Annotated in this window: 17 protein-coding genes and 4 tRNA genes; 11 read left to right on the top strand and 10 right to left on the bottom strand. The window is 56.0% G+C overall.

Annotated elements, in window-relative coordinates:
- Positions 1 to 4: 4 nt before the first annotated feature.
- The 6 genes from RVY89_RS12430 to pnuC all read left to right on the top strand — a co-directional run bounded on the left by RVY89_RS12430 (position 5) and on the right by pnuC (position 2,357).
- Positions 5 to 80: transfer RNA gene (locus tag RVY89_RS12430), tRNA-Val, on the top strand.
- A 3-nt stretch (positions 81 to 83) separates the two neighbouring features.
- Positions 84 to 159 (top strand) — tRNA-Lys (locus RVY89_RS12425).
- Positions 160 to 205: 46 nt separating this feature from the next.
- Positions 206 to 281 (top strand) — tRNA-Lys (locus tag RVY89_RS12420).
- Between the two features lie 23 nt (positions 282 to 304).
- A tRNA-Lys gene (locus RVY89_RS12415) sits at positions 305 to 380 on the top strand.
- Between the two features lie 191 nt (positions 381 to 571).
- Positions 572 to 1,615, top strand: a complete 1,044-nt coding sequence (gene nadA / locus RVY89_RS12410) for a quinolinate synthase NadA (protein WP_484825489.1) — start codon at positions 572 to 574, stop codon at positions 1,613 to 1,615.
- A 22-nt stretch (positions 1,616 to 1,637) separates the two neighbouring features.
- The gene (gene pnuC / locus RVY89_RS12405) at positions 1,638 to 2,357 is read left to right on the top strand and encodes a nicotinamide riboside transporter PnuC (RefSeq protein WP_484825488.1); all 720 of its coding nucleotides are present in this window, start codon (positions 1,638 to 1,640) and stop codon (positions 2,355 to 2,357) included.
- Here pnuC and zitB read toward each other — a convergent pair.
- Entirely contained in the window at positions 2,354 to 3,292 is a 939-nt protein-coding gene (gene zitB, locus RVY89_RS12400; protein WP_484825487.1) for a CDF family zinc transporter ZitB, read from the bottom strand. The two genes, pnuC and zitB, sit on opposite strands and share 4 nt — an antisense overlap.
- 105 nt (positions 3,293 to 3,397) lie before the next feature.
- Positions 3,398 to 3,778, bottom strand: a complete 381-nt coding sequence (locus RVY89_RS12395; protein WP_484827934.1) for a protein YbgS — start codon at positions 3,776 to 3,778, stop codon at positions 3,398 to 3,400.
- Between the two features lie 303 nt (positions 3,779 to 4,081).
- Here RVY89_RS12395 and aroG point away from each other — a divergent pair, with 303 nt between their 5' ends.
- Positions 4,082 to 5,134, top strand: a complete 1,053-nt coding sequence (aroG, locus tag RVY89_RS12390; RefSeq protein WP_024908788.1) for a 3-deoxy-7-phosphoheptulonate synthase AroG — start codon at positions 4,082 to 4,084, stop codon at positions 5,132 to 5,134.
- 60 nt (positions 5,135 to 5,194) lie between these two features.
- Here aroG and gpmA read toward each other — a convergent pair whose 3' ends face one another.
- From gpmA to modE, 7 genes are all read right to left on the bottom strand, one after another.
- Positions 5,195 to 5,947, bottom strand: coding sequence for a 2,3-diphosphoglycerate-dependent phosphoglycerate mutase (gene gpmA / locus RVY89_RS12385; RefSeq protein WP_023310804.1), 753 nt, complete (start codon positions 5,945 to 5,947; stop codon positions 5,195 to 5,197).
- 206 nt (positions 5,948 to 6,153) lie between these two features.
- On the bottom strand, positions 6,154 to 7,194 hold the full coding sequence (galM, locus tag RVY89_RS12380; RefSeq protein WP_484825486.1) for a galactose-1-epimerase: 1,041 nt from the start codon (positions 7,192 to 7,194) through the stop codon (positions 6,154 to 6,156).
- Positions 7,188 to 8,336: a galactokinase gene (gene galK / locus RVY89_RS12375; RefSeq protein WP_484825485.1), complete on the bottom strand. Its 1,149-nt coding sequence runs from the start codon at positions 8,334 to 8,336 to the stop codon at positions 7,188 to 7,190. Before galK ends, galM begins: the two co-directional genes overlap by 7 nt.
- A 3-nt stretch (positions 8,337 to 8,339) precedes the next feature.
- Positions 8,340 to 9,386 carry a galactose-1-phosphate uridylyltransferase gene (galT, locus tag RVY89_RS12370; protein WP_484825484.1) on the bottom strand — a complete coding sequence of 349 codons (1,047 nt, stop codon included), beginning with the start codon at positions 9,384 to 9,386 and terminating at the stop codon, positions 8,340 to 8,342.
- 9 nt (positions 9,387 to 9,395) lie between these two features.
- On the bottom strand, positions 9,396 to 10,412 hold the full coding sequence (gene galE, locus RVY89_RS12365) for a UDP-glucose 4-epimerase GalE (RefSeq protein WP_048026980.1): 1,017 nt from the start codon (positions 10,410 to 10,412) through the stop codon (positions 9,396 to 9,398).
- Positions 10,413 to 10,612: 200 nt separating this feature from the next.
- On the bottom strand, positions 10,613 to 12,085 hold the full coding sequence (gene modF / locus RVY89_RS12360) for a molybdate ABC transporter ATP-binding protein ModF (RefSeq protein WP_484825483.1): 1,473 nt from the start codon (positions 12,083 to 12,085) through the stop codon (positions 10,613 to 10,615).
- 67 nt (positions 12,086 to 12,152) lie between these two features.
- Positions 12,153 to 12,941 (bottom strand): molybdenum-dependent transcriptional regulator, encoded by a 789-nt coding sequence (modE, locus tag RVY89_RS12355; RefSeq protein ID WP_484825482.1) that lies wholly within the window; start codon positions 12,939 to 12,941, stop codon positions 12,153 to 12,155.
- A 127-nt stretch (positions 12,942 to 13,068) separates the two neighbouring features.
- On the opposite strand from modE, the gene RVY89_RS12350 reads away from it, so the two are divergent.
- The 4 genes from RVY89_RS12350 to modC all read left to right on the top strand — a co-directional run bounded on the left by RVY89_RS12350 (position 13,069) and on the right by modC (position 15,920).
- On the top strand, positions 13,069 to 13,218 hold the full coding sequence (locus tag RVY89_RS12350; RefSeq protein ID WP_023310811.1) for an AcrZ family multidrug efflux pump-associated protein: 150 nt from the start codon (positions 13,069 to 13,071) through the stop codon (positions 13,216 to 13,218).
- Positions 13,219 to 13,396: 178 nt separating this feature from the next.
- Positions 13,397 to 14,170, top strand: a complete 774-nt coding sequence (gene modA / locus RVY89_RS12345; RefSeq protein ID WP_484825481.1) for a molybdate ABC transporter substrate-binding protein — start codon at positions 13,397 to 13,399, stop codon at positions 14,168 to 14,170.
- Complete coding sequence (modB, locus tag RVY89_RS12340; protein ID WP_484825480.1) at positions 14,170 to 14,859, top strand: molybdate ABC transporter permease subunit; 690 nt, start codon at positions 14,170 to 14,172, stop codon at positions 14,857 to 14,859. The genes modA and modB overlap by 1 nt, the downstream gene beginning before the upstream one ends.
- Positions 14,860 to 14,861: 2 nt before the next feature.
- The gene (gene modC, locus RVY89_RS12335; protein ID WP_484825479.1) at positions 14,862 to 15,920 is read left to right on the top strand and encodes a molybdenum ABC transporter ATP-binding protein ModC; all 1,059 of its coding nucleotides are present in this window, start codon (positions 14,862 to 14,864) and stop codon (positions 15,918 to 15,920) included.
- Here modC and RVY89_RS12330 read toward each other — a convergent pair whose 3' ends face one another.
- Positions 15,921 to 16,739: a pyridoxal phosphatase gene (locus tag RVY89_RS12330; protein ID WP_484825478.1), complete on the bottom strand. Its 819-nt coding sequence runs from the start codon at positions 16,737 to 16,739 to the stop codon at positions 15,921 to 15,923.
- Between the last annotated feature and the right edge of the window lie 28 nt (positions 16,740 to 16,767).

Below are 16,767 nucleotides of genomic sequence, written 5' to 3'. Positions count from 1 at the left end.
GAGTGGGTGATTAGCTCAGTTGGTAGAGCATCTCCTTTACACGGAGGGGGTCGGCGGTTCGAGCCCGTCATCACCCACCACTCGGGTCGTTAGCTCAGTTGGTAGAGCAGTTGACTTTTAATCAATTGGTCGCAGGTTCGAATCCTGCACGACCCACCACTTTAAAGTGGTACCGAGTAAAAATCTTCGAAGTCAGCACCCGAATGGGTCGTTAGCTCAGTTGGTAGAGCAGTTGACTTTTAATCAATTGGTCGCAGGTTCGAATCCTGCACGACCCACCACTTCGAAGAAAAAATCCCGCAAGGGGTCGTTAGCTCAGTTGGTAGAGCAGTTGACTTTTAATCAATTGGTCGCAGGTTCGAATCCTGCACGACCCACCAGTGTAGAAAGGCGCCCTAAAGGCGCCTTTTTGCTATCTGCGGTACAACAAATGCTCCGCCCATCTATTCCCGGTGACTTTTCACTCCAGATTCGCTATCTTGTTTAGTATACAAAACACAATTGCCACGCGTTTTGCTATGTCAGGCAAATGAAAGGCAATATTGTTAAGCCCGTAAAACGAGAAGCCATAATGAGTGTGATGTTTGATCCTGAAGCCGCAATCTATCCGTTTCCGCCAAAGCCTGTCCCGCTGAGCCAGGATGAAAAGCAGTTCTATCGCGAGAAGATCAAACGTCTTCTCAAAGAACGCGATGCGGTAATGGTGGCCCATTACTATACCGACCCGGAAATACAGCAGCTGGCGGAAGAGACCGGGGGATGTATCTCTGACTCACTGGAGATGGCACGCTTCGGTGCACGGCATCCCGCTTCCACGCTGCTGGTTGCCGGCGTGCGTTTTATGGGCGAAACGGCAAAGATCCTGAGTCCTGAAAAAACCATTCTGATGCCTACGCTTAACGCGGAGTGTTCGCTGGATCTGGGCTGTCCGATTGACGAATTCACGGCCTTCTGTGACGCTCACCCTGACCGCACCGTGGTAGTTTACGCCAACACCTCTGCGGCGGTAAAAGCGCGGGCAGACTGGGTTGTCACCTCCAGCATCGCCGTTGAGCTGATTGAACATCTGGACAGCCTGGGTGAGAAAATTATCTGGGCGCCTGACCGTCATCTTGGAAATTATGTCCAGAAGCAGACGGGAGCTGACGTCCTCTGCTGGCAGGGTGCCTGCATTGTGCACGACGAATTCAAAACTCAGGCGCTGGCGCGCATGAAGGCGCTTTATCCCGACGCCGCCATTCTTGTTCACCCCGAGTCTCCGCAGTCGATTGTCGAGATGGCAGATGCCGTGGGCTCAACCAGTCAGCTTATCAACGCGGCCAGGACGTTGCCTCACAAGCAGCTCATCGTCGCGACCGATCGCGGTATCTTCTATAAGATGCAGCAGGCCGTACCGGATAAAGAGCTTCTTGAAGCGCCAACGGCGGGCGAGGGCGCAACGTGTCGCAGCTGCGCGCATTGTCCGTGGATGGCGATGAACGGTCTGAAAGCGATTGCCGAAGGGTTAGAAACCGGTGGTGCGGCGCATGAAATCCATGTGGATGCCGCCCTGCGGGAAGGCGCGTTAACCCCGCTTAACCGCATGTTGGATTTTGCGGCTACACTACGTACTTAATTCAACTCGCCCAGGGGAAAAGATGGATTTTTTTAGCACACATAACATTCTGGTTCACATACCGATTGGTGCAGGTGGCTATGACCTGTCATGGATTGAGGCCGTAGGTACGCTGGCGGGATTATTGTGTATCTGGCTGGCAAGCCTTGAGAAGATCAGCAACTACGCGTTCGGGCTGATTAACGTCACGCTGTTTGCGATTATCTTCTTCCAGATCCAGTTGTATGCCAGCCTGCTTTTGCAGCTGTTCTTCTTTGCCGCCAATATTTACGGCTGGTATGCTTGGTCGCGTCAGAACAGCCAGCAGGAGGCCGAGCTGCAGATCCGCTGGCTGCCACTGCCGAAAGCCATCGCCTGGCTCGTCGCCTGCGTGGTGGCCATTGGCTTAATGACCGTCTACATCAATCCGGTGTTTGCGTTTCTGACCCGTGTTGCCGTTTCGGTCATGTCCGGTATCGGCCTGAACGTGACGATGCCAGAGCTCCAGCCGGATGCTTTCCCGTTCTGGGATTCCTGCATGATGGTGCTGTCGATTGCGGCGATGATTCTGATGACCCGTAAATACGTTGAGAACTGGCTGCTGTGGGTCATCATCAACGTGATCAGCGTGGCGATCTTCGCCCTGCAGGGCGTCTATGCCATGTCGCTGGAATATCTGCTGCTGACCTTCATCGCGCTGAACGGTAGCCGAGTGTGGATTAACAGCGCGCGTGAGCGAGGCTCTCACGCGCTTTCCAGCTAGTGGTCATGATGATGTGAATGGCCGGACTGCGCCTCGTTAAGGTGGCAGTCCGGTCCGCTACAGGGCTGATACTCCATCTGGACGGTAGCGTGGCTAATATCGTAGTGGTGTTCCAGGAAGTGCTGGATGCGATCGAGCAGCGCATCGTGGTCATGAGGCGGGATCACCTGGACGTGCAGCGTCATGACCGGTTTCTCTCCCACCAGCCAGACGTGCACGTGATGGACATTACGGACTTCCGGAACAGTACGGCGCAGGTTGCGCTTCAGCTCGTCGATGTCCATGGATGCTGGCGCCCCTTCAAGCAGTTCGTTCACGCTCTCCTTAAGCAGCCGCCAGGCGCTGCGTAAGACCAGACACGACACCAGCACGGAAAGAATCGGATCGACAGGCGTCCAGCCGGTATAGAGGATCACCAGCGCGGCGACAATCGCCCCGACGGAACCGAGCAAATCCCCCAGCACATGCAGCGCCGCCGCGCGCACGTTGAGGTTCTTTTCCCCGCTGCCGCGGTGCAAAATCCAGAAGGCCAGGATATTCGCCAGCAGCCCTGCCACGGCAATGACCATCATTGTCGCCCCGGCGATCGGCTGCGGGTGTCTGAAGCGCTGTACGGCCTCCCAGACGATAAGCACGGTAATGACCACCAGCGCGATGGCGTTAACAAACGCGGCCAGGGTGGTCAGCCTCAGCCAGCCGAACGTATGGCGCGCATTCGGTGGACGACGCGCAAACTGCACGGCCAGCAGGGCGAAGAGCAGGGCGGCGGCATCGGTCAGCATATGTCCGGCATCGGCCAGAAGCGCCAGCGAGCCGGAAACCAGGCCGCCAATGACCTCGATAATCATAAACGTTGCCGTGACGCCAAAGGCCAGCATCAGTCGTTTAGCGTTGTCGTTGCCGGGTGAGTGCGAGTGGGAATGGGAGTGCGCCATGTCTGCTTTCCTGAAGTGTTATTGTTTTTAGTGTAGCGTTTTTAATAGGTTACTCCAAAAAGAAAGGAGAGCCTGGGCTCTCCTTTTTCTGACGGTTCATACAAATTACTGGGTGGTGCCATCAGTTTTGGTATTGGCGTCGTTACCCACTTTGTCGTTAGGGTCCGGGCATTTGCCGTCCTTACACATCGAGTTCTTATGGACCTCGTCTGAACTCATATTGTCATGGTTCATGGTGCCGGAACCGCTACCGTCTGGATGCAGCATCGTGCCGCCAGTGTTGGTATTGCCGGTATTGATCTGGTTGTTGTCGACATTATTCGGGGCGAGATTCTGTTTTGCATCAGGCGCAGGCTGACCTGCCGCCGCAGCCGCATTCGCGTCACCGTTGCTGTCTGATGTGCCCGTTTCCGCGGCCAGGACGCTGCCGCTGGCCAGAGTGAGTGTGGCGGTCAGGAAGAGGGTTGCCAGTTTTGTCATTTTCATCATGGTGCTCCTGTTCTTGTCGTTACGCTGGATAACATTCTCCAACAGTGCATCTTTTTTGAGGCGAAAGATTCCGCCTAACGGACTTACGTCAGTAGGGAATCGCGTTTAAGCGTGTAAAATTGGTTGTTACAGTTAAAAAGCTTAGGTTAGATCTCATTTTTCGCTATTTTGTGGCGATTTTTAGGCGAATTCCAGGAATTATCTGCGTGAAGTGTAAAACCGTGTTTACACTTCATGGTCGACAAGTTAGATTGAAAGGATTGCTTTCATTACTAAAGATATGGCAGAGCTGGAACGAAAATGAATTATCAGAACGACGATTTACGCATTAAAGAGATCAATGAGTTATTACCTCCTGTAGCGCTCCTTGAGAAATTCCCCGCCACTGAAAATGCCGCAAACACGGTTTCTCATGCTCGTAAAGCGATCCATAAGATCCTGAAAGGTAATGACGATCGCCTTCTGGTGGTGATTGGCCCGTGCTCGATTCACGATCCTGCTGCCGCGAAAGAATACGCTGCTCGTCTGCTTACCCTGCGTGAAGAGCTGAAGGACGAGCTGGAAATCGTCATGCGCGTCTATTTTGAAAAACCGCGCACCACCGTGGGCTGGAAAGGACTGATTAACGATCCGCACATGGATAACAGCTTCCAGATCAACGACGGTCTGCGCATTGCGCGCAAGCTGCTGCTGGAGATCAACGACAGCGGCCTGCCTGCGGCCGGCGAATTCCTGGACATGATTACGCCACAATACCTGGCAGACCTGATGAGCTGGGGCGCTATTGGTGCGCGCACTACTGAATCTCAGGTGCACCGCGAGCTGGCGTCCGGCCTCTCTTGCCCGGTGGGTTTCAAAAACGGCACTGACGGCACCATCAAGGTCGCCATTGACGCTATCAATGCTGCGGGGGCGCCGCACTGCTTCCTGTCCGTGACCAAATGGGGTCACTCTGCCATCGTTAACACCAGCGGCAACGGCGACTGCCATATCATTCTGCGCGGCGGCAAAGAGCCGAACTACAGCGCGAAACATGTGGCCGAAGTTAAAGTCGGGCTGGAAAAAGCCGGGCTGCCACCGCAGGTGATGATCGATTTCAGCCACGCCAACTCCAGCAAGCAGTTTAAAAAGCAGATGGAAGTGGGCGCAGACGTCTGCCAGCAGATTGCCGGCGGTGAGAAAGCGGTGATTGGGGTGATGATAGAAAGCCATCTGGTTGAAGGTAACCAGAATCTGGAAGGCAGCGAACCGCTGGTGTATGGCAAAAGCGTGACCGATGCCTGCATTGGCTGGGACGATACCGATACTATCCTGCGTCAGCTGGCGAATGCGGTAAAAGCGCGTCGCGGCTGAATTATCAGGCACAAATAAAAAAGCGCGGAAGGCTCCGCGCTTTTTTTATGTCTGGCGAAATTACTTCGCTTTACCCTGGTTCGCAACGGCCGCTGCTTTCGCTGCGATCTCTTCTGCGTTACCCAGATAGTAGTGTTTGATAGGCTTGAAGTTTTCGTCGAACTCATAAACCAGCGGTACGCCGGTTGGGATGTTCAGCTCGAGAATTTCGTCTTCACCCATGTTGTCCAGGTATTTCACCAGCGCACGCAGGGAGTTACCGTGAGCCGCGATGATCACGCGCTCGCCGCTTTTCAGGCGTGGCAGAATGGTTTCGTTCCAGTAAGGCACAACGCGGTCGATGGTCAGCGCCAGGCTTTCGGTGGTTGGCAGCTCGGCGTCGGTCAGCTTCGCGTAACGCGGATCGTGGCCCGGGTAGCGCTCGTCATCTTTGGTCAGCTCTGGCGGGGTGATTGCGAAGCCGCGGCGCCACTGTTTAACCTGCTCGTCGCCATATTTCTCAGCGGTTTCCGCTTTGTTCAGGCCCTGCAGCGCACCGTAGTGACGTTCGTTCAGTTTCCAGGACTTCTCAACCGGCAGCCAGGCCTGATCCAGTTCGTCCAGCACGTTCCACAGGGTGTGGATGGCACGTTTCAGCACAGAGGTGTAAGCAAAATCAAAGCTGAAGCCTTCTTCCTTCAGCAGTTTACCTGCTGCTTTTGCTTCGCTTACGCCTTTCTCAGACAGATCAACGTCGTACCATCCGGTAAAGCGGTTTTCGTTGTTCCACTGGCTTTCGCCGTGACGTACCAGGACCAGCTTAGTTATAGCCATCTCTTACTCCTCAAGCATTTTTAGAATGATAACAATTCTCATTATATTGCTGTGGCCGTGCCACCAGCAACGCTTAACCCTAACCATAGCGAAAATAGTCTCTGAGTGTAAGATGCTTGTGAATCCAGGGTTATGATTTTGTCTGCGATCGGCGCTATTTTCAGCAAGGCGCGCAGAAAAAAGCCCTCCGATGGGAGGGCTCGAAATCAATGAGGAATGAAATGATACTCTGTGACGCTCACATACTCTTCACCCGGACGCAGCACGCAGTCCGGCTGCGGCCATTCCGGATGATTTGGGCTGTCCGGCAGGAACTCGCTCTCCAGCGCCAGGCCTTGCCAGTCGCTGTACTCATCGTGTTCGCGCGCCGCTGTGCCGCCGAGATAGTTACCCGAGTAGAACTGCAGGGCAGGGGCGGTGGTATAAACCGTCATCTGCAGCTTCTCATCCGCAGACCAGACCCGTGCGGCAGGTTGTTTCACATCCCCTTTGGCCTGCAGCAGGAACGCGTGGTCGTAGCCTTTAACCTTGCGCTGATCGTCATCGCTCAGGAAATCCTGGGCGATCGTTTTCGCGCTGCGGAAGTCAAAGCTGGTTCCGCTCACGTCTTTGAGTCCCTGATAGGGAATGCCCATCTCGTCAACCGGCAGCCAGGCATCCGCCAGGATCTGCAGCTTGTGGTTACGCACGTCGCACTGGCTACCGTCCAGATTAAAGTACGCGTGATTGGTTAGATTGACCGGACACGGCCTGTCAACCGTCGCACGGTATTCGATGGCGATACGGTTGTCGTCGGTCAGCGTAAAGCGCGCGGAGGCGGTAAGGTTACCCGGGAAACCCTGATCGCCGTCCAGCGAATCCAGGGAGAACAGCACTTCACCGTCGTTTTGACGAACAATCTTCCAGCGGCGTTTATCAAACCCGTCCGGACCGCCGTGCAGCTGATTCTCACCCTGGCTTGGAAGCAGAGCGTACTGCACGCCGTCGAGCTCAAAGCGGCTCTTCGCGATGCGGTTAGCATAGCGTCCTACGGATGCGCCCAGATAGGCGGACTGATTAACATACTGCTCGGGTGATGCGCAGCCGAGCAGGGTCTCGCGCACGCTGCCGTCCGGCATCGGTACGCGGGCAGAAAGAAGGGTTGCACCCCAGTCCATCACCGTAACGACCATTCCCGCGCTGTTGCGCAGGGTTAACAGGCGATACGGCAGACCATCCGGTGCGAGTGTGGGCGTTTCGTTTAGCACTGTCCGGCTCCTTGTGATGCTTTACAAACATAGAAGGTTTCTTTGATGCCTGTTTTTGCTTCGTACTGCTTCGCCACGGCATCCTGCACGGCAGGAACCAGCTCTTCTGGCACTAGCGCAACGATGCAGCCGCCAAATCCACCGCCCGTCATGCGTACGCCGCCCTTGTCGCCAATGGTCGCTTTAACGATGTCCACCAGGGTGTCGATTTGCGGAACGGTGATTTCAAAATCATCGCGCATGGAGGCGTGAGATTCCGCCATCAGCTCCCCCATGCGTTTCAGGTCACCTTTCGCCAGCGCGGACGCGGCTTCAACGGTTCGGGCATTTTCCGTCAGCACGTGACGAACGCGTTTAGCGACAACCGGATCCAGCTCGTGCGCCACTTTGTTAAATTCATTGAGCGTTACGTCGCGCAGGGCTGGCTGCTGGAAGAAGCGGGCGCCGGTTTCGCACTGTTGGCGGCGGGTGTTGTATTCGCTGCCCACCAGCGTGCGCTTAAAGTTGCTGTTGATGATTACCACAGCCGCGCCTTTTGGCAGGGGAACGGCTTTGGTGCCCAGCGAACGGCAATCAATTAACAGGGCATGCTCTTTTTTACCCAGCGCGGAGATCAGCTGGTCCATAATGCCGCAGTTACAGCCCACGAACTGGTTTTCTGCTTCCTGACCATTCAGGGCGATTTGCGCGCCATCCAGCGGCAGATGATAAAGCTGCTGGAACACGGTGCCAACGGCGACTTCCAGAGACGCAGAGGAGCTTAAGCCCGCACCCTGCGGCACGTTGCCGCTGATGACTAAATCCGCACCGCCGAAGCTCTTGTTACGCTTCTGAAGGTGTTTTACGACGCCGCGCACGTAGTTAGACCACTGCTGGCTGTCGTGAGTAACAATCGGGGAATCGAGGGAAAACTCGTCCGTCTCATTACCGTAATCCGCCGCAATCACGCGGACTTTACGGTCGTCGCGCTTCGCGCAGCTGATGACGGTCTGGTAATCGATAGCGCACGGCAGCACGAAACCGTCGTTATAGTCGGTGTGTTCACCGATCAGGTTAACGCGACCAGGCGCCTGGATAACGTGGGTGGCAGGGTAGCCAAATTTCTCAGCAAACAGGGATTGTGTTTTATCTTTCAGACTCATTTTTTAGACTCCTGATTCGCGATAGTGGACGTCGCTAACGGCACGCAGACGTTCTGCAGCCTGTTCCGCCGTCAGGTCACGCTGGGTTTCCGCCAGCATTTCATAGCCCACCATAAATTTACGCACCGTCGCAGAGCGCAGCAGCGGCGGATAGAAATGGGCGTGCAGCTGCCAGTGTTGATTCTCTTCGCCGTTAAACGGCGCGCCGTGCCAGCCCATGGAGTAAGGGAAGGAGCACTGGAAAAGATTGTCGTAACGGCTGGTCAGTTTTTTCAGCGCCAGGGCAAGGTCGTCGCGCTGCGCGTCGCTGAGATCGGTAATGCGCTGCACGTGTGCTTTCGGCAGCAGCAGCGTTTCAAACGGCCAGGCGGCCCAGTAAGGGACGACGGCCAGCCAGTGTTCTGTTTCGACCACGGTGCGGCTGCCGTCGGCCAGCTCACGCTGGGTGTAATCCACGAGCATCGGCGAACCATTTTCCGCGTGATACGCTTTCTGCAGGCGGTCTTCACGCTCGGCTTCGTTAGGCAGGAAGCTGTTCGCCCAGATCTGGCCGTGCGGGTGCGGGTTCGAGCAGCCCATGGCCGCGCCTTTATTTTCAAACACCTGCACCCACGGATAGCTCTGCCCCAGCTCTGCGGTTTGATCCTGCCAGGTGCTGACCACCTCTTTCAGTGCCTCAACGCTCAGCTCCGGCAGCGTTTTGCTGTGATCGGGCGAGAAGCAGATCACGCGGCTGGTTCCGCGCGCGCTTTCGCAGCGCATCAGCGGATCGTGGCTTTCCGGCGCGTCCGGCGTGTCGGTCATCAGGGCGGCAAAATCGTTGGTGAACACGAAGGTGCCTTTGTAGTCCGGGTTTTTATCCCCGGTGACGCGCGTGTTGCCCGGACAGAGGAAACAGTCCGGGTCATGCTGTGGCAGCGTCTGTTTTGCTGGCGTCTCCTGCGCCCCCTGCCAGGGGCGCTTGGCGCGATGCGGAGAAACTAAAATCCATTGCCCGCTTAGCGGGTTAAAACGACGATGCGGATGATCGACGGGATTGAATTGCGTCATGACGGATCCTTAGTCCGGATAGCCTTGCGGATGGCGTGACTGCCAGTGCCAGGTATCCTGTGCCATTTCATCAAGCGTGCGCGTGACACGCCAGTTAAGCTCTTTGTCGGCTTTGGTGGCGTCGGCCCAGTAAGCAGGCAGATCGCCCTCACGACGCGGTGCGAAGTGGTAGTTAACCGGCTTACCGCAGGCTTTGCTGAAGGCGTTAACCACGTCCAGGACGCTGCTGCCGACCCCAGCACCGAGGTTGTAAATATGCACGCCCGGTTTGTCAGCCAGCTGCTGCATGGCCGCAACGTGACCGTCGGCCAGATCCATCACGTGGATGTAGTCGCGCACGCCAGTGCCATCTTCGGTGGGGTAGTCATTGCCAAAAATCGCCAGCGAGTCGCGGCGACCCACGGCAACCTGGGCGATATACGGCATCAGGTTGTTCGGGATGCCCTGCGGATCTTCACCCATGTCGCCAGACGGATGCGCGCCGACCGGGTTGAAGTAGCGCAGTAAGGCGATGCTCCACTCCGGCTGGGCTTTTTGCAGGTCGGTCAGGATCTGCTCCACCATCAGCTTGCTTTTGCCGTACGGGCTCTGCGGGGTACCGGTCGGGAAGCTTTCAACGTAAGGGATTTTGGGCTGATCGCCGTAGACGGTGGCGGAGGAGCTAAAGATGAAGTTTTTTACATTCGCCGCACGCATGGCGGAGATGAGACGCAGAGTACCATTGACGTTGTTGTCGTAATACTCGAGCGGCTTCGCAACGGATTCACCGACCGCTTTCAGACCCGCGAAGTGGATTACCGCTTCAATGGCGTGGTCGTGAAGGATCTCGGTCATCAACGCTTCGTTGCGGATGTCCCCTTCCACGAAAGTCGGTTGTTTACCGCCAAGACGTTCAATCACAGGCAGCACGCTGCGCTTACTGTTGCACAGGTTGTCGAGAATGATGACGTCATGGCCGTTTTGCAGCAGTTGCACGCAGGTATGACTACCTATGTAACCGCTACCACCTGTTACCAGAACTCGCATATTTCGCTCCATTGGGCTTATGGTATGTAATAACCATAGCATAACAGAGACGCAAAAAGTGTGACATGGGATAAAATAGTGGAATCGTTTACACTGTTTTTAAAATCCGATTTTCATCTGCCATGAGGCATTGTAGATCAACGGGATAGCAATGTATTAGTGCAGGTTATCTGAAAAACGGAGGGCGGGCCCTCCGGAGGTCAAACGATTTTGCTTTGCCGATAGCGATAGTGCTCGCCATCCGGAACAAACTCCAGCCGATGCGTGATGCAGGCGGGGGCATCTTCGGCATGATGTGAAACAAACAGCAACTGGGTTTCACCTTCACTAATCAGCACGTCCACAAAGCGGCGGATAAGCTGGCGGTTCAACGGGTCAAGTCCCTGCAGCGGTTCGTCGAGGATCAGCAGCGTAGGGTGTTTCACCAGCGCGCGAACGATCAGTGCCAGACGCTGCTGCCCCCACGAAAGGCTATGAAACGGCGCGTCAGCAACCCGGTGGTCCATGCCCAGAATGTCCAGCCACTGCTGGGCCAGCTTATGCTGTTTATCCGACACCGCCTGATAAATACCGATGGAATCAAAATATCCGGAGAGGATCACGTTGCGTACCGTGGTACTGACCCGGTAATCCAGATGCAGGCTGCTGCTGACATAGCCGATATGTTTTTTAATATCCCAGATGGTTTCTCCGCTGCCGCGACGCCGACCAAACAGCGTCAGATCGTTGCTATAGCCCTGCGGGTGATCGCCGGTGATCAGGCTCAGCAGCGTGGATTTTCCCGCGCCGTTGGGGCCGACAATCTGCCAGTGCTCGCCCGGATTGACCGTCCAGCTGAGGCGGTTAAGGATCGGGCGATCGTCATAAGAGACCACCCCGTCGCGCAGCACGATGCGCGGCTGGTGGGGATCGAGCGCGTGGCGGGCCGAAGGGGCGTCGGGTTCCGGAAGGGTAAGACCGTCGAGCCGTTCGCTGTGGGCGAGCTGGGCAATCAGCGCCTGCTTAAGCAGCGCGTTTTTTTCGCCGGTCTCGGTCAGGTTACAGTCGGCCAGGACGCCCGCATGCTGGATAAAATCGGGAATTTCATCGAAGCGGTTAAGCACCAGCACGAGGGTATATCCCTGCTGATTAAGCGACGCCAGCAGGGACGCCAGCTGCGCCCGGGACTGCACGTCAAGACCGTCGAACGGTTCGTCCAGAATAAGCAGTTCAGGTTCGCTCATCAGCGCCTGACAAAGCAGCGTTTTTCGCGTCTCGCCAGTCGAAAGGTATTTAAAGCGCCGGTCCAGCAGGGCGGTGATGCCGAACCGTTCAGCCAGGCGTTGACAGCGGGTGGGGTCTTTCACCTCATCCTGAATAATTTCCGCCGTCGTACGGCCGGTATCTTCTTCGCCAGGGCTGAGTAAATCGGTGTTGTTGCGCTGCCACTCGTCGCTGACCAGCTTTTGTAGTTGTTCAAATGACAGGCGCGTCAGGCGCGTAAAATCGCTCTGGTATTCGCCCTTGAGGAGGTTGAGCTCTCCCGCCAGCGCGCGGGCCAGCGCGGATTTACCGCTGCCGTTGGTGCCGACAAACGCCCAGCTTTCACCCGCGCGTATCGTCAAATCAGCAATCGTCAGCGTTCGGGTATCGCTAAGACGAAATGTGCCTTGCGAAATATGCAATGATGACATGATTTATCCCTGTTTTTGCAGCAACAGATATCAGGGATACGCACTGTCGGTACGATTGTCAATGCGCTCAGCACAAAGTGGCGATAATCACCCGGTCTGCGTTGAAATACGCGGTGACGACAGCACCTTCTTCTAAGTCGTCCGACTCGCTGAGCGGTAGGGTCGCGCAAAGCGGTTGCCCATCTGCAAGGGTCATGAGCACTTCGCAGTGCGCCTGGCCGCGTTCGATATGGCTAATTGTGCCCTGCAGCTGGTTATCAGCTGCCTTTGCCGCGTCGGGATTGCGCGTGATAGTGACCCACGGTGCTTTCAGCAGCACCAGTACTTCTTTACCTTCATCCAGCTCAAGGCGCTCAGCGCTCTGCGCCGTTATAGCCGCTTTCAGACGGGTGGTGCAATCGGCAAGCAGGATCTCAATATGCTGCTGTACCTGGAGATTGTCGCGCGCCGTCACCGTACCAAACCACTGGTTGCGGGCGCTGGTTTGTAACGAGAAGCGGGAAATGGCGGCCAGCAAGCTGTCCAGCGGAACGTTATCGTCGTCGCTCAACACATCAAACGCTTTTTGCTGGATCTGGGCCAGCAGATCGTAGAGCTGAATAAGGCGCTGGCCATAACGCGTCACGATCGCACCGCCGCCGCCTTTGCCGCCCGTGGCTCTGTCCACCAGCGCCTGTTCGCTCAGGGTGTTCATTTCGTTGATGGCGTCCCAGGCGCTTTTGTAGCTGATGCCCGCGTTTTTCGCCCCCTGGCTAATCGAGCCGGTTTGTTCTATTTGTTTAAGCAGGGCGATACGTCGCGGATCGGCGAAAAGCTTCTGCTGAAGTCGAAGAGTGAGGAGAATTTCGGCCTGCATAACAGTGTCCTGGCAAAAAGAGTATTGTGACCCAAATGGTGCAGGGCGCAAAGGGTACCGCACAAAAGGGGATGATTTTCTCACTTGAAAAGGTAGAATGAGCCATTCACAATATCTGGAGAAAACCATGTTAGAGTTGTTGAAAAGTCTGGTATTCGCCGTGATCATGGTACCAGTAGTGATGGCCATCATCCTCGGTGCCATCTACGGCCTGGGTGAAGTGTTCAACGTCTTTTCGAACATTGGTCACAAAGACCAGGCTAAAAAGCAGCATTGATTCCCCACAAAACGCCCGGCTAGTCCGGGCGTTTTGCTCTCAAGATTTTCCCGTTTACGCCGATATCATTTAACGCATCACACTGGTTTACCCCTTCAGCGGTACGATTAAACGCTGGGATCTGCCTGACGTTACCGTTATATTAATATGTATATAACGCTACTCACAGGAGTTAAAGATGGCACGTTCATGGTTACGCCTTTTCGCAGGGGCAACGCTGACGCTTTCACTTACCGGACACGCGCTGGCGGACGAGGGTAAAATCACGGTCTTTGCGGCGGCGTCGCTGACCAACGCGCTGCAGGATATCGCGGCGGCGTATAAAAAAGAGAAAAACGTCGAGGTGGTCTCCTCTTTTGCCTCTTCCTCTACGCTGGCGCGCCAGATAGAAGCGGGCGCGCCGGCGGATCTGTTCATCTCGGCCGATCAGAAGTGGATGGATTACGCGGCGGAGAAGAAAGCGATTGATGCTGCAACCCGCGAAACGCTGCTGGGGAATAGCCTGGTCGTGGTGGCGCCAAAAGCCAGCGCCCAGGCTGACTTCACCATCAACAAAGAAACCAGCTGGATAAGCCTGTTGAACGGTGGGCGTCTGGCGGTGGGCGATCCGGAGCACGTTCCGGCCGGGATCTACGCCAAAGAAGCGCTGCAAAAGCTGGGCGCATGGGAGACACTGTCGCCGAAGCTGGCTCCGGCGGAGGATGTACGCGGCGCGCTGGCGCTGGTGGAACGCAACGAAGCCCCGCTGGGCATTGTGTACGGCTCTGATGCCGTAGCCAGTAAGGGTGTGAAAGTGGTGGCAACGTTCCCGGAAGACTCCCACAAGAAAGTGGAATATCCTGTTGCGATTGTTGATGGACATAAAAATGCGACCGTGACGGCTTTCCGCGATTATCTGAAGGGGCCGGAAGCGTCCGCAATCTTTAAACGTTATGGATTTACGACTCACTGATGATATTGACCGATCCTGAATGGCAGGCTGTTCTGCTGAGCCTTAAAGTCTCTTCCCTGGCGGTTACGCTGAGTTTGCCCTTTGGGATCTTCTTTGCCTGGCTACTGGTTCGCTGTCAGTTTCCCGGCAAAGCGCTGCTCGACAGCGTGCTTCATCTTCCGCTCGTCTTGCCGCCCGTGGTGGTTGGTTATCTGCTGCTGATTTCGATGGGGCGGCGCGGTTTTATCGGCGAGAAGCTCTACGACTGGTTTGGGCTGACGTTCGCTTTTAGCTGGCGCGGTGCGGTACTGGCGGCAGCGGTAATGTCTTTCCCGCTGATGGTGAGGGCGATCCGCCTCGCGCTGGAAGGCGTGGACATAAAGCTCGAACAGGCGGCCCGCACGCTGGGTGCAGGGCGCTGGCGCGTCTTTTTCACCATCACGCTCCCCCTGACGTTACCGGGCATTATTGTCGGGACGGTGCTGGCTTTCGCCCGCTCGCTGGGCGAGTTTGGCGCGACCATCACGTTTGTTTCGAACATCCCCGGCGAGACGCGAACCATTCCATCGGCCATGTATACCCTGATTCAAACGCCGGGCGGAGAGGGCGCGGCGGCGCGGCTGTGTATCATCTCAATCGTATTAGCCCTTGTATCGCTGCTGGTGTCGGAATGGCTGGCGAGACTCAGCCGTGAGCGGATGGGGAAATAAGCATGCTGGAACTGAATTTCTCCCAGACGCTGGGAAACCATACCCTGACGCTTAACGAGACTCTGCCGGCAAGCGGTATCACCGCCATCTTCGGCGTGTCGGGGGCGGGCAAAACCTCGCTGATAAATGCCATCAGCGGCCTGACGCGCCCGCAGTCTGGCCGTATTGTCCTGAATGACCGCGTCCTGAATGACGTGGAAAATAAGGTTTATCTGTCACCGGATAAACGCCGCATCGGCTATGTTTTCCAGGACGCACGCTTATTCCCGCACTACAGCGTGCGCGGCAACCTGCGTTACGGCATGGCGAAAAGCATGGCCGGGCAATTTGATAAGCTGGTGACGCTTTTAGGTATTGAGCCACTGCTCGACAGGCTGCCATCCTCGCTTTCCGGCGGAGAAAAACAGCGCGTGGCCATTGGCCGCGCGTTGCTGACCGCGCCCGAACTGCTGCTGCTCGACGAACCGCTGGCCTCGCTGGATATTCCGCGCAAACGTGAGCTCCTGCCTTATCTACAGCGACTGACGCGGGAAATTAATGTTCCGATGCTCTACGTCAGCCATTCGCTGGATGAGATCCTGCATCTGGCCGACAAAGTGCTGGTGCTGGAAGAGGGGAGCGTCAAGGCCTTCGGCAACCTGGAAGAGGTCTGGGGCAGCAGCGTAATGCACCCGTGGCTACCCCGGGAACAGCAGAGCAGCATCCTGAAAGTGAGCGTGCTGGAACACCATCCGCACTACGCGATGACGGCGCTGGCGCTTGGCGATCAGCACCTGTGGGTTAATAAGATCGACAAGCCATTGCAGTCCGCGCTGCGTATTCGTATTCAGGCATCTGACGTTTCGCTGGTGCTGCAGCCGCCGCTGCAAACCAGTATTCGAAATATCCTGCGCGCCAAAGTGGCGGAGTGTTTTGATGATAACGGCCAGGTGGAAGTGAAGCTCGAGGTGGGAAGCAGAACGCTCTGGGCGCGCATCAGCCCGTGGGCCAGGGATGAGTTAGGGATCAAACCCGGCCTGTGGCTCTACGCGCAAATTAAGAGCGTCTCGATCACCGCCTGATTACAGCAGATGGGTATAAATGTACTGGGCGATGCTGTCGGTGGTATTGTCGCCAATCACCACGTTAGCGCGCGCTTTTACCGCGTCGTCGGCATTGCCCATCGCCACGCCGGTACCGGCGGCTTCCAGCATGCTGATGTCGTTGTAGTTATCGCCGAAGGCGATCGCGTCCTGCATTGACCAGCCCTGTGATTCCACATACTGCGTCAGACGCTTGCCTTTGCTGTTGCCTTTGCGGGCAATATCCACCTGATCGTGCCAGGACCATTCGCACTCCAGACCCAGCGTCTGTTCCACGTGTTTCGCGAAGGCATTCAGTTTGGTGGTGTCTTCATCCGTCAGGGCAAATTTCCAGATAGCCTCAACGTCCTGGGCCGCCTGACGCAGGGATGAAACCTGGGTAAAGACAGGACGCTGGGCTTCAGGCAGGGACAACGCCCAGTTGCTGGTGCGCACGACATGGCCGGTAGGACGCTCGTAAACCATCGCGTTATCCACGTACATCAGGCCGTGAACGGCATGCTCATCCAGTAGATCAATCAGTTGCAGCGCCTGGGGAACCGGCAGCGGGTCGGATTCTAAAACCTTTTTTGCCTGATAATCATACAAATAAGTGCCATTACAACAAATTGCAGGTGTATCTAACGCCAGTGCCTGATAAAAAGGGTGAATGGCAACGTGATGTCGACCCGTTACGATAAGGAGTTGATATCCCGCTTCCTTCGCGCGTTTTAGCGCCTCAAGGGAGGAGGGGAGAAGGGTTTTTTGCGGCGTCAGTAAGGTACCGTCTAAATCCAGAGCAATCACACGCGAGGTCATCTGTTTTCCCGGGTTAATATTGAATTTA

This window comes from Enterobacter sp. 3U4 (assembly GCF_057224565.1).
Note: the sequence above shows the minus strand (reverse complement) of the source record. Positions and strands in the feature narration are given on the sequence as shown.

What these genes read in the sequence shown, in the direction of transcription:
- galK (WP_484825485.1), bottom strand. Translation starts at nt 8,336, where the DNA reads ATGAGTCTGAAAGATAAAACACAATCCCTGTTTGCTGAGAAATTTGGC.
- modB (WP_484825480.1), top strand. Translation starts at nt 14,170, where the DNA reads ATGATATTGACCGATCCTGAATGGCAGGCTGTTCTGCTGAGCCTTAAA.
- gpmA (WP_023310804.1), bottom strand. Translation starts at nt 5,947, where the DNA reads ATGGCTATAACTAAGCTGGTCCTGGTACGTCACGGCGAAAGCCAGTGG.
- aroG (WP_024908788.1), top strand. Translation starts at nt 4,082, where the DNA reads ATGAATTATCAGAACGACGATTTACGCATTAAAGAGATCAATGAGTTA.
- modF (WP_484825483.1), bottom strand. Translation starts at nt 12,085, where the DNA reads ATGTCATCATTGCATATTTCGCAAGGCACATTTCGTCTTAGCGATACC.
- nadA (WP_484825489.1), top strand. Translation starts at nt 572, where the DNA reads ATGAGTGTGATGTTTGATCCTGAAGCCGCAATCTATCCGTTTCCGCCA.
- modA (WP_484825481.1), top strand. Translation starts at nt 13,397, where the DNA reads ATGGCACGTTCATGGTTACGCCTTTTCGCAGGGGCAACGCTGACGCTT.
- zitB (WP_484825487.1), bottom strand. Translation starts at nt 3,292, where the DNA reads ATGGCGCACTCCCATTCCCACTCGCACTCACCCGGCAACGACAACGCT.
- galE (WP_048026980.1), bottom strand. Translation starts at nt 10,412, where the DNA reads ATGCGAGTTCTGGTAACAGGTGGTAGCGGTTACATAGGTAGTCATACC.
- modC (WP_484825479.1), top strand. Translation starts at nt 14,862, where the DNA reads ATGCTGGAACTGAATTTCTCCCAGACGCTGGGAAACCATACCCTGACG.
- RVY89_RS12330 (WP_484825478.1), bottom strand. Translation starts at nt 16,739, where the DNA reads ATGACCTCGCGTGTGATTGCTCTGGATTTAGACGGTACCTTACTGACG.
- galT (WP_484825484.1), bottom strand. Translation starts at nt 9,386, where the DNA reads ATGACGCAATTCAATCCCGTCGATCATCCGCATCGTCGTTTTAACCCG.
- pnuC (WP_484825488.1), top strand. Translation starts at nt 1,638, where the DNA reads ATGGATTTTTTTAGCACACATAACATTCTGGTTCACATACCGATTGGT.
- RVY89_RS12395 (WP_484827934.1), bottom strand. Translation starts at nt 3,778, where the DNA reads ATGAAAATGACAAAACTGGCAACCCTCTTCCTGACCGCCACACTCACT.
- RVY89_RS12350 (WP_023310811.1), top strand. Translation starts at nt 13,069, where the DNA reads ATGTTAGAGTTGTTGAAAAGTCTGGTATTCGCCGTGATCATGGTACCA.
- modE (WP_484825482.1), bottom strand. Translation starts at nt 12,941, where the DNA reads ATGCAGGCCGAAATTCTCCTCACTCTTCGACTTCAGCAGAAGCTTTTC.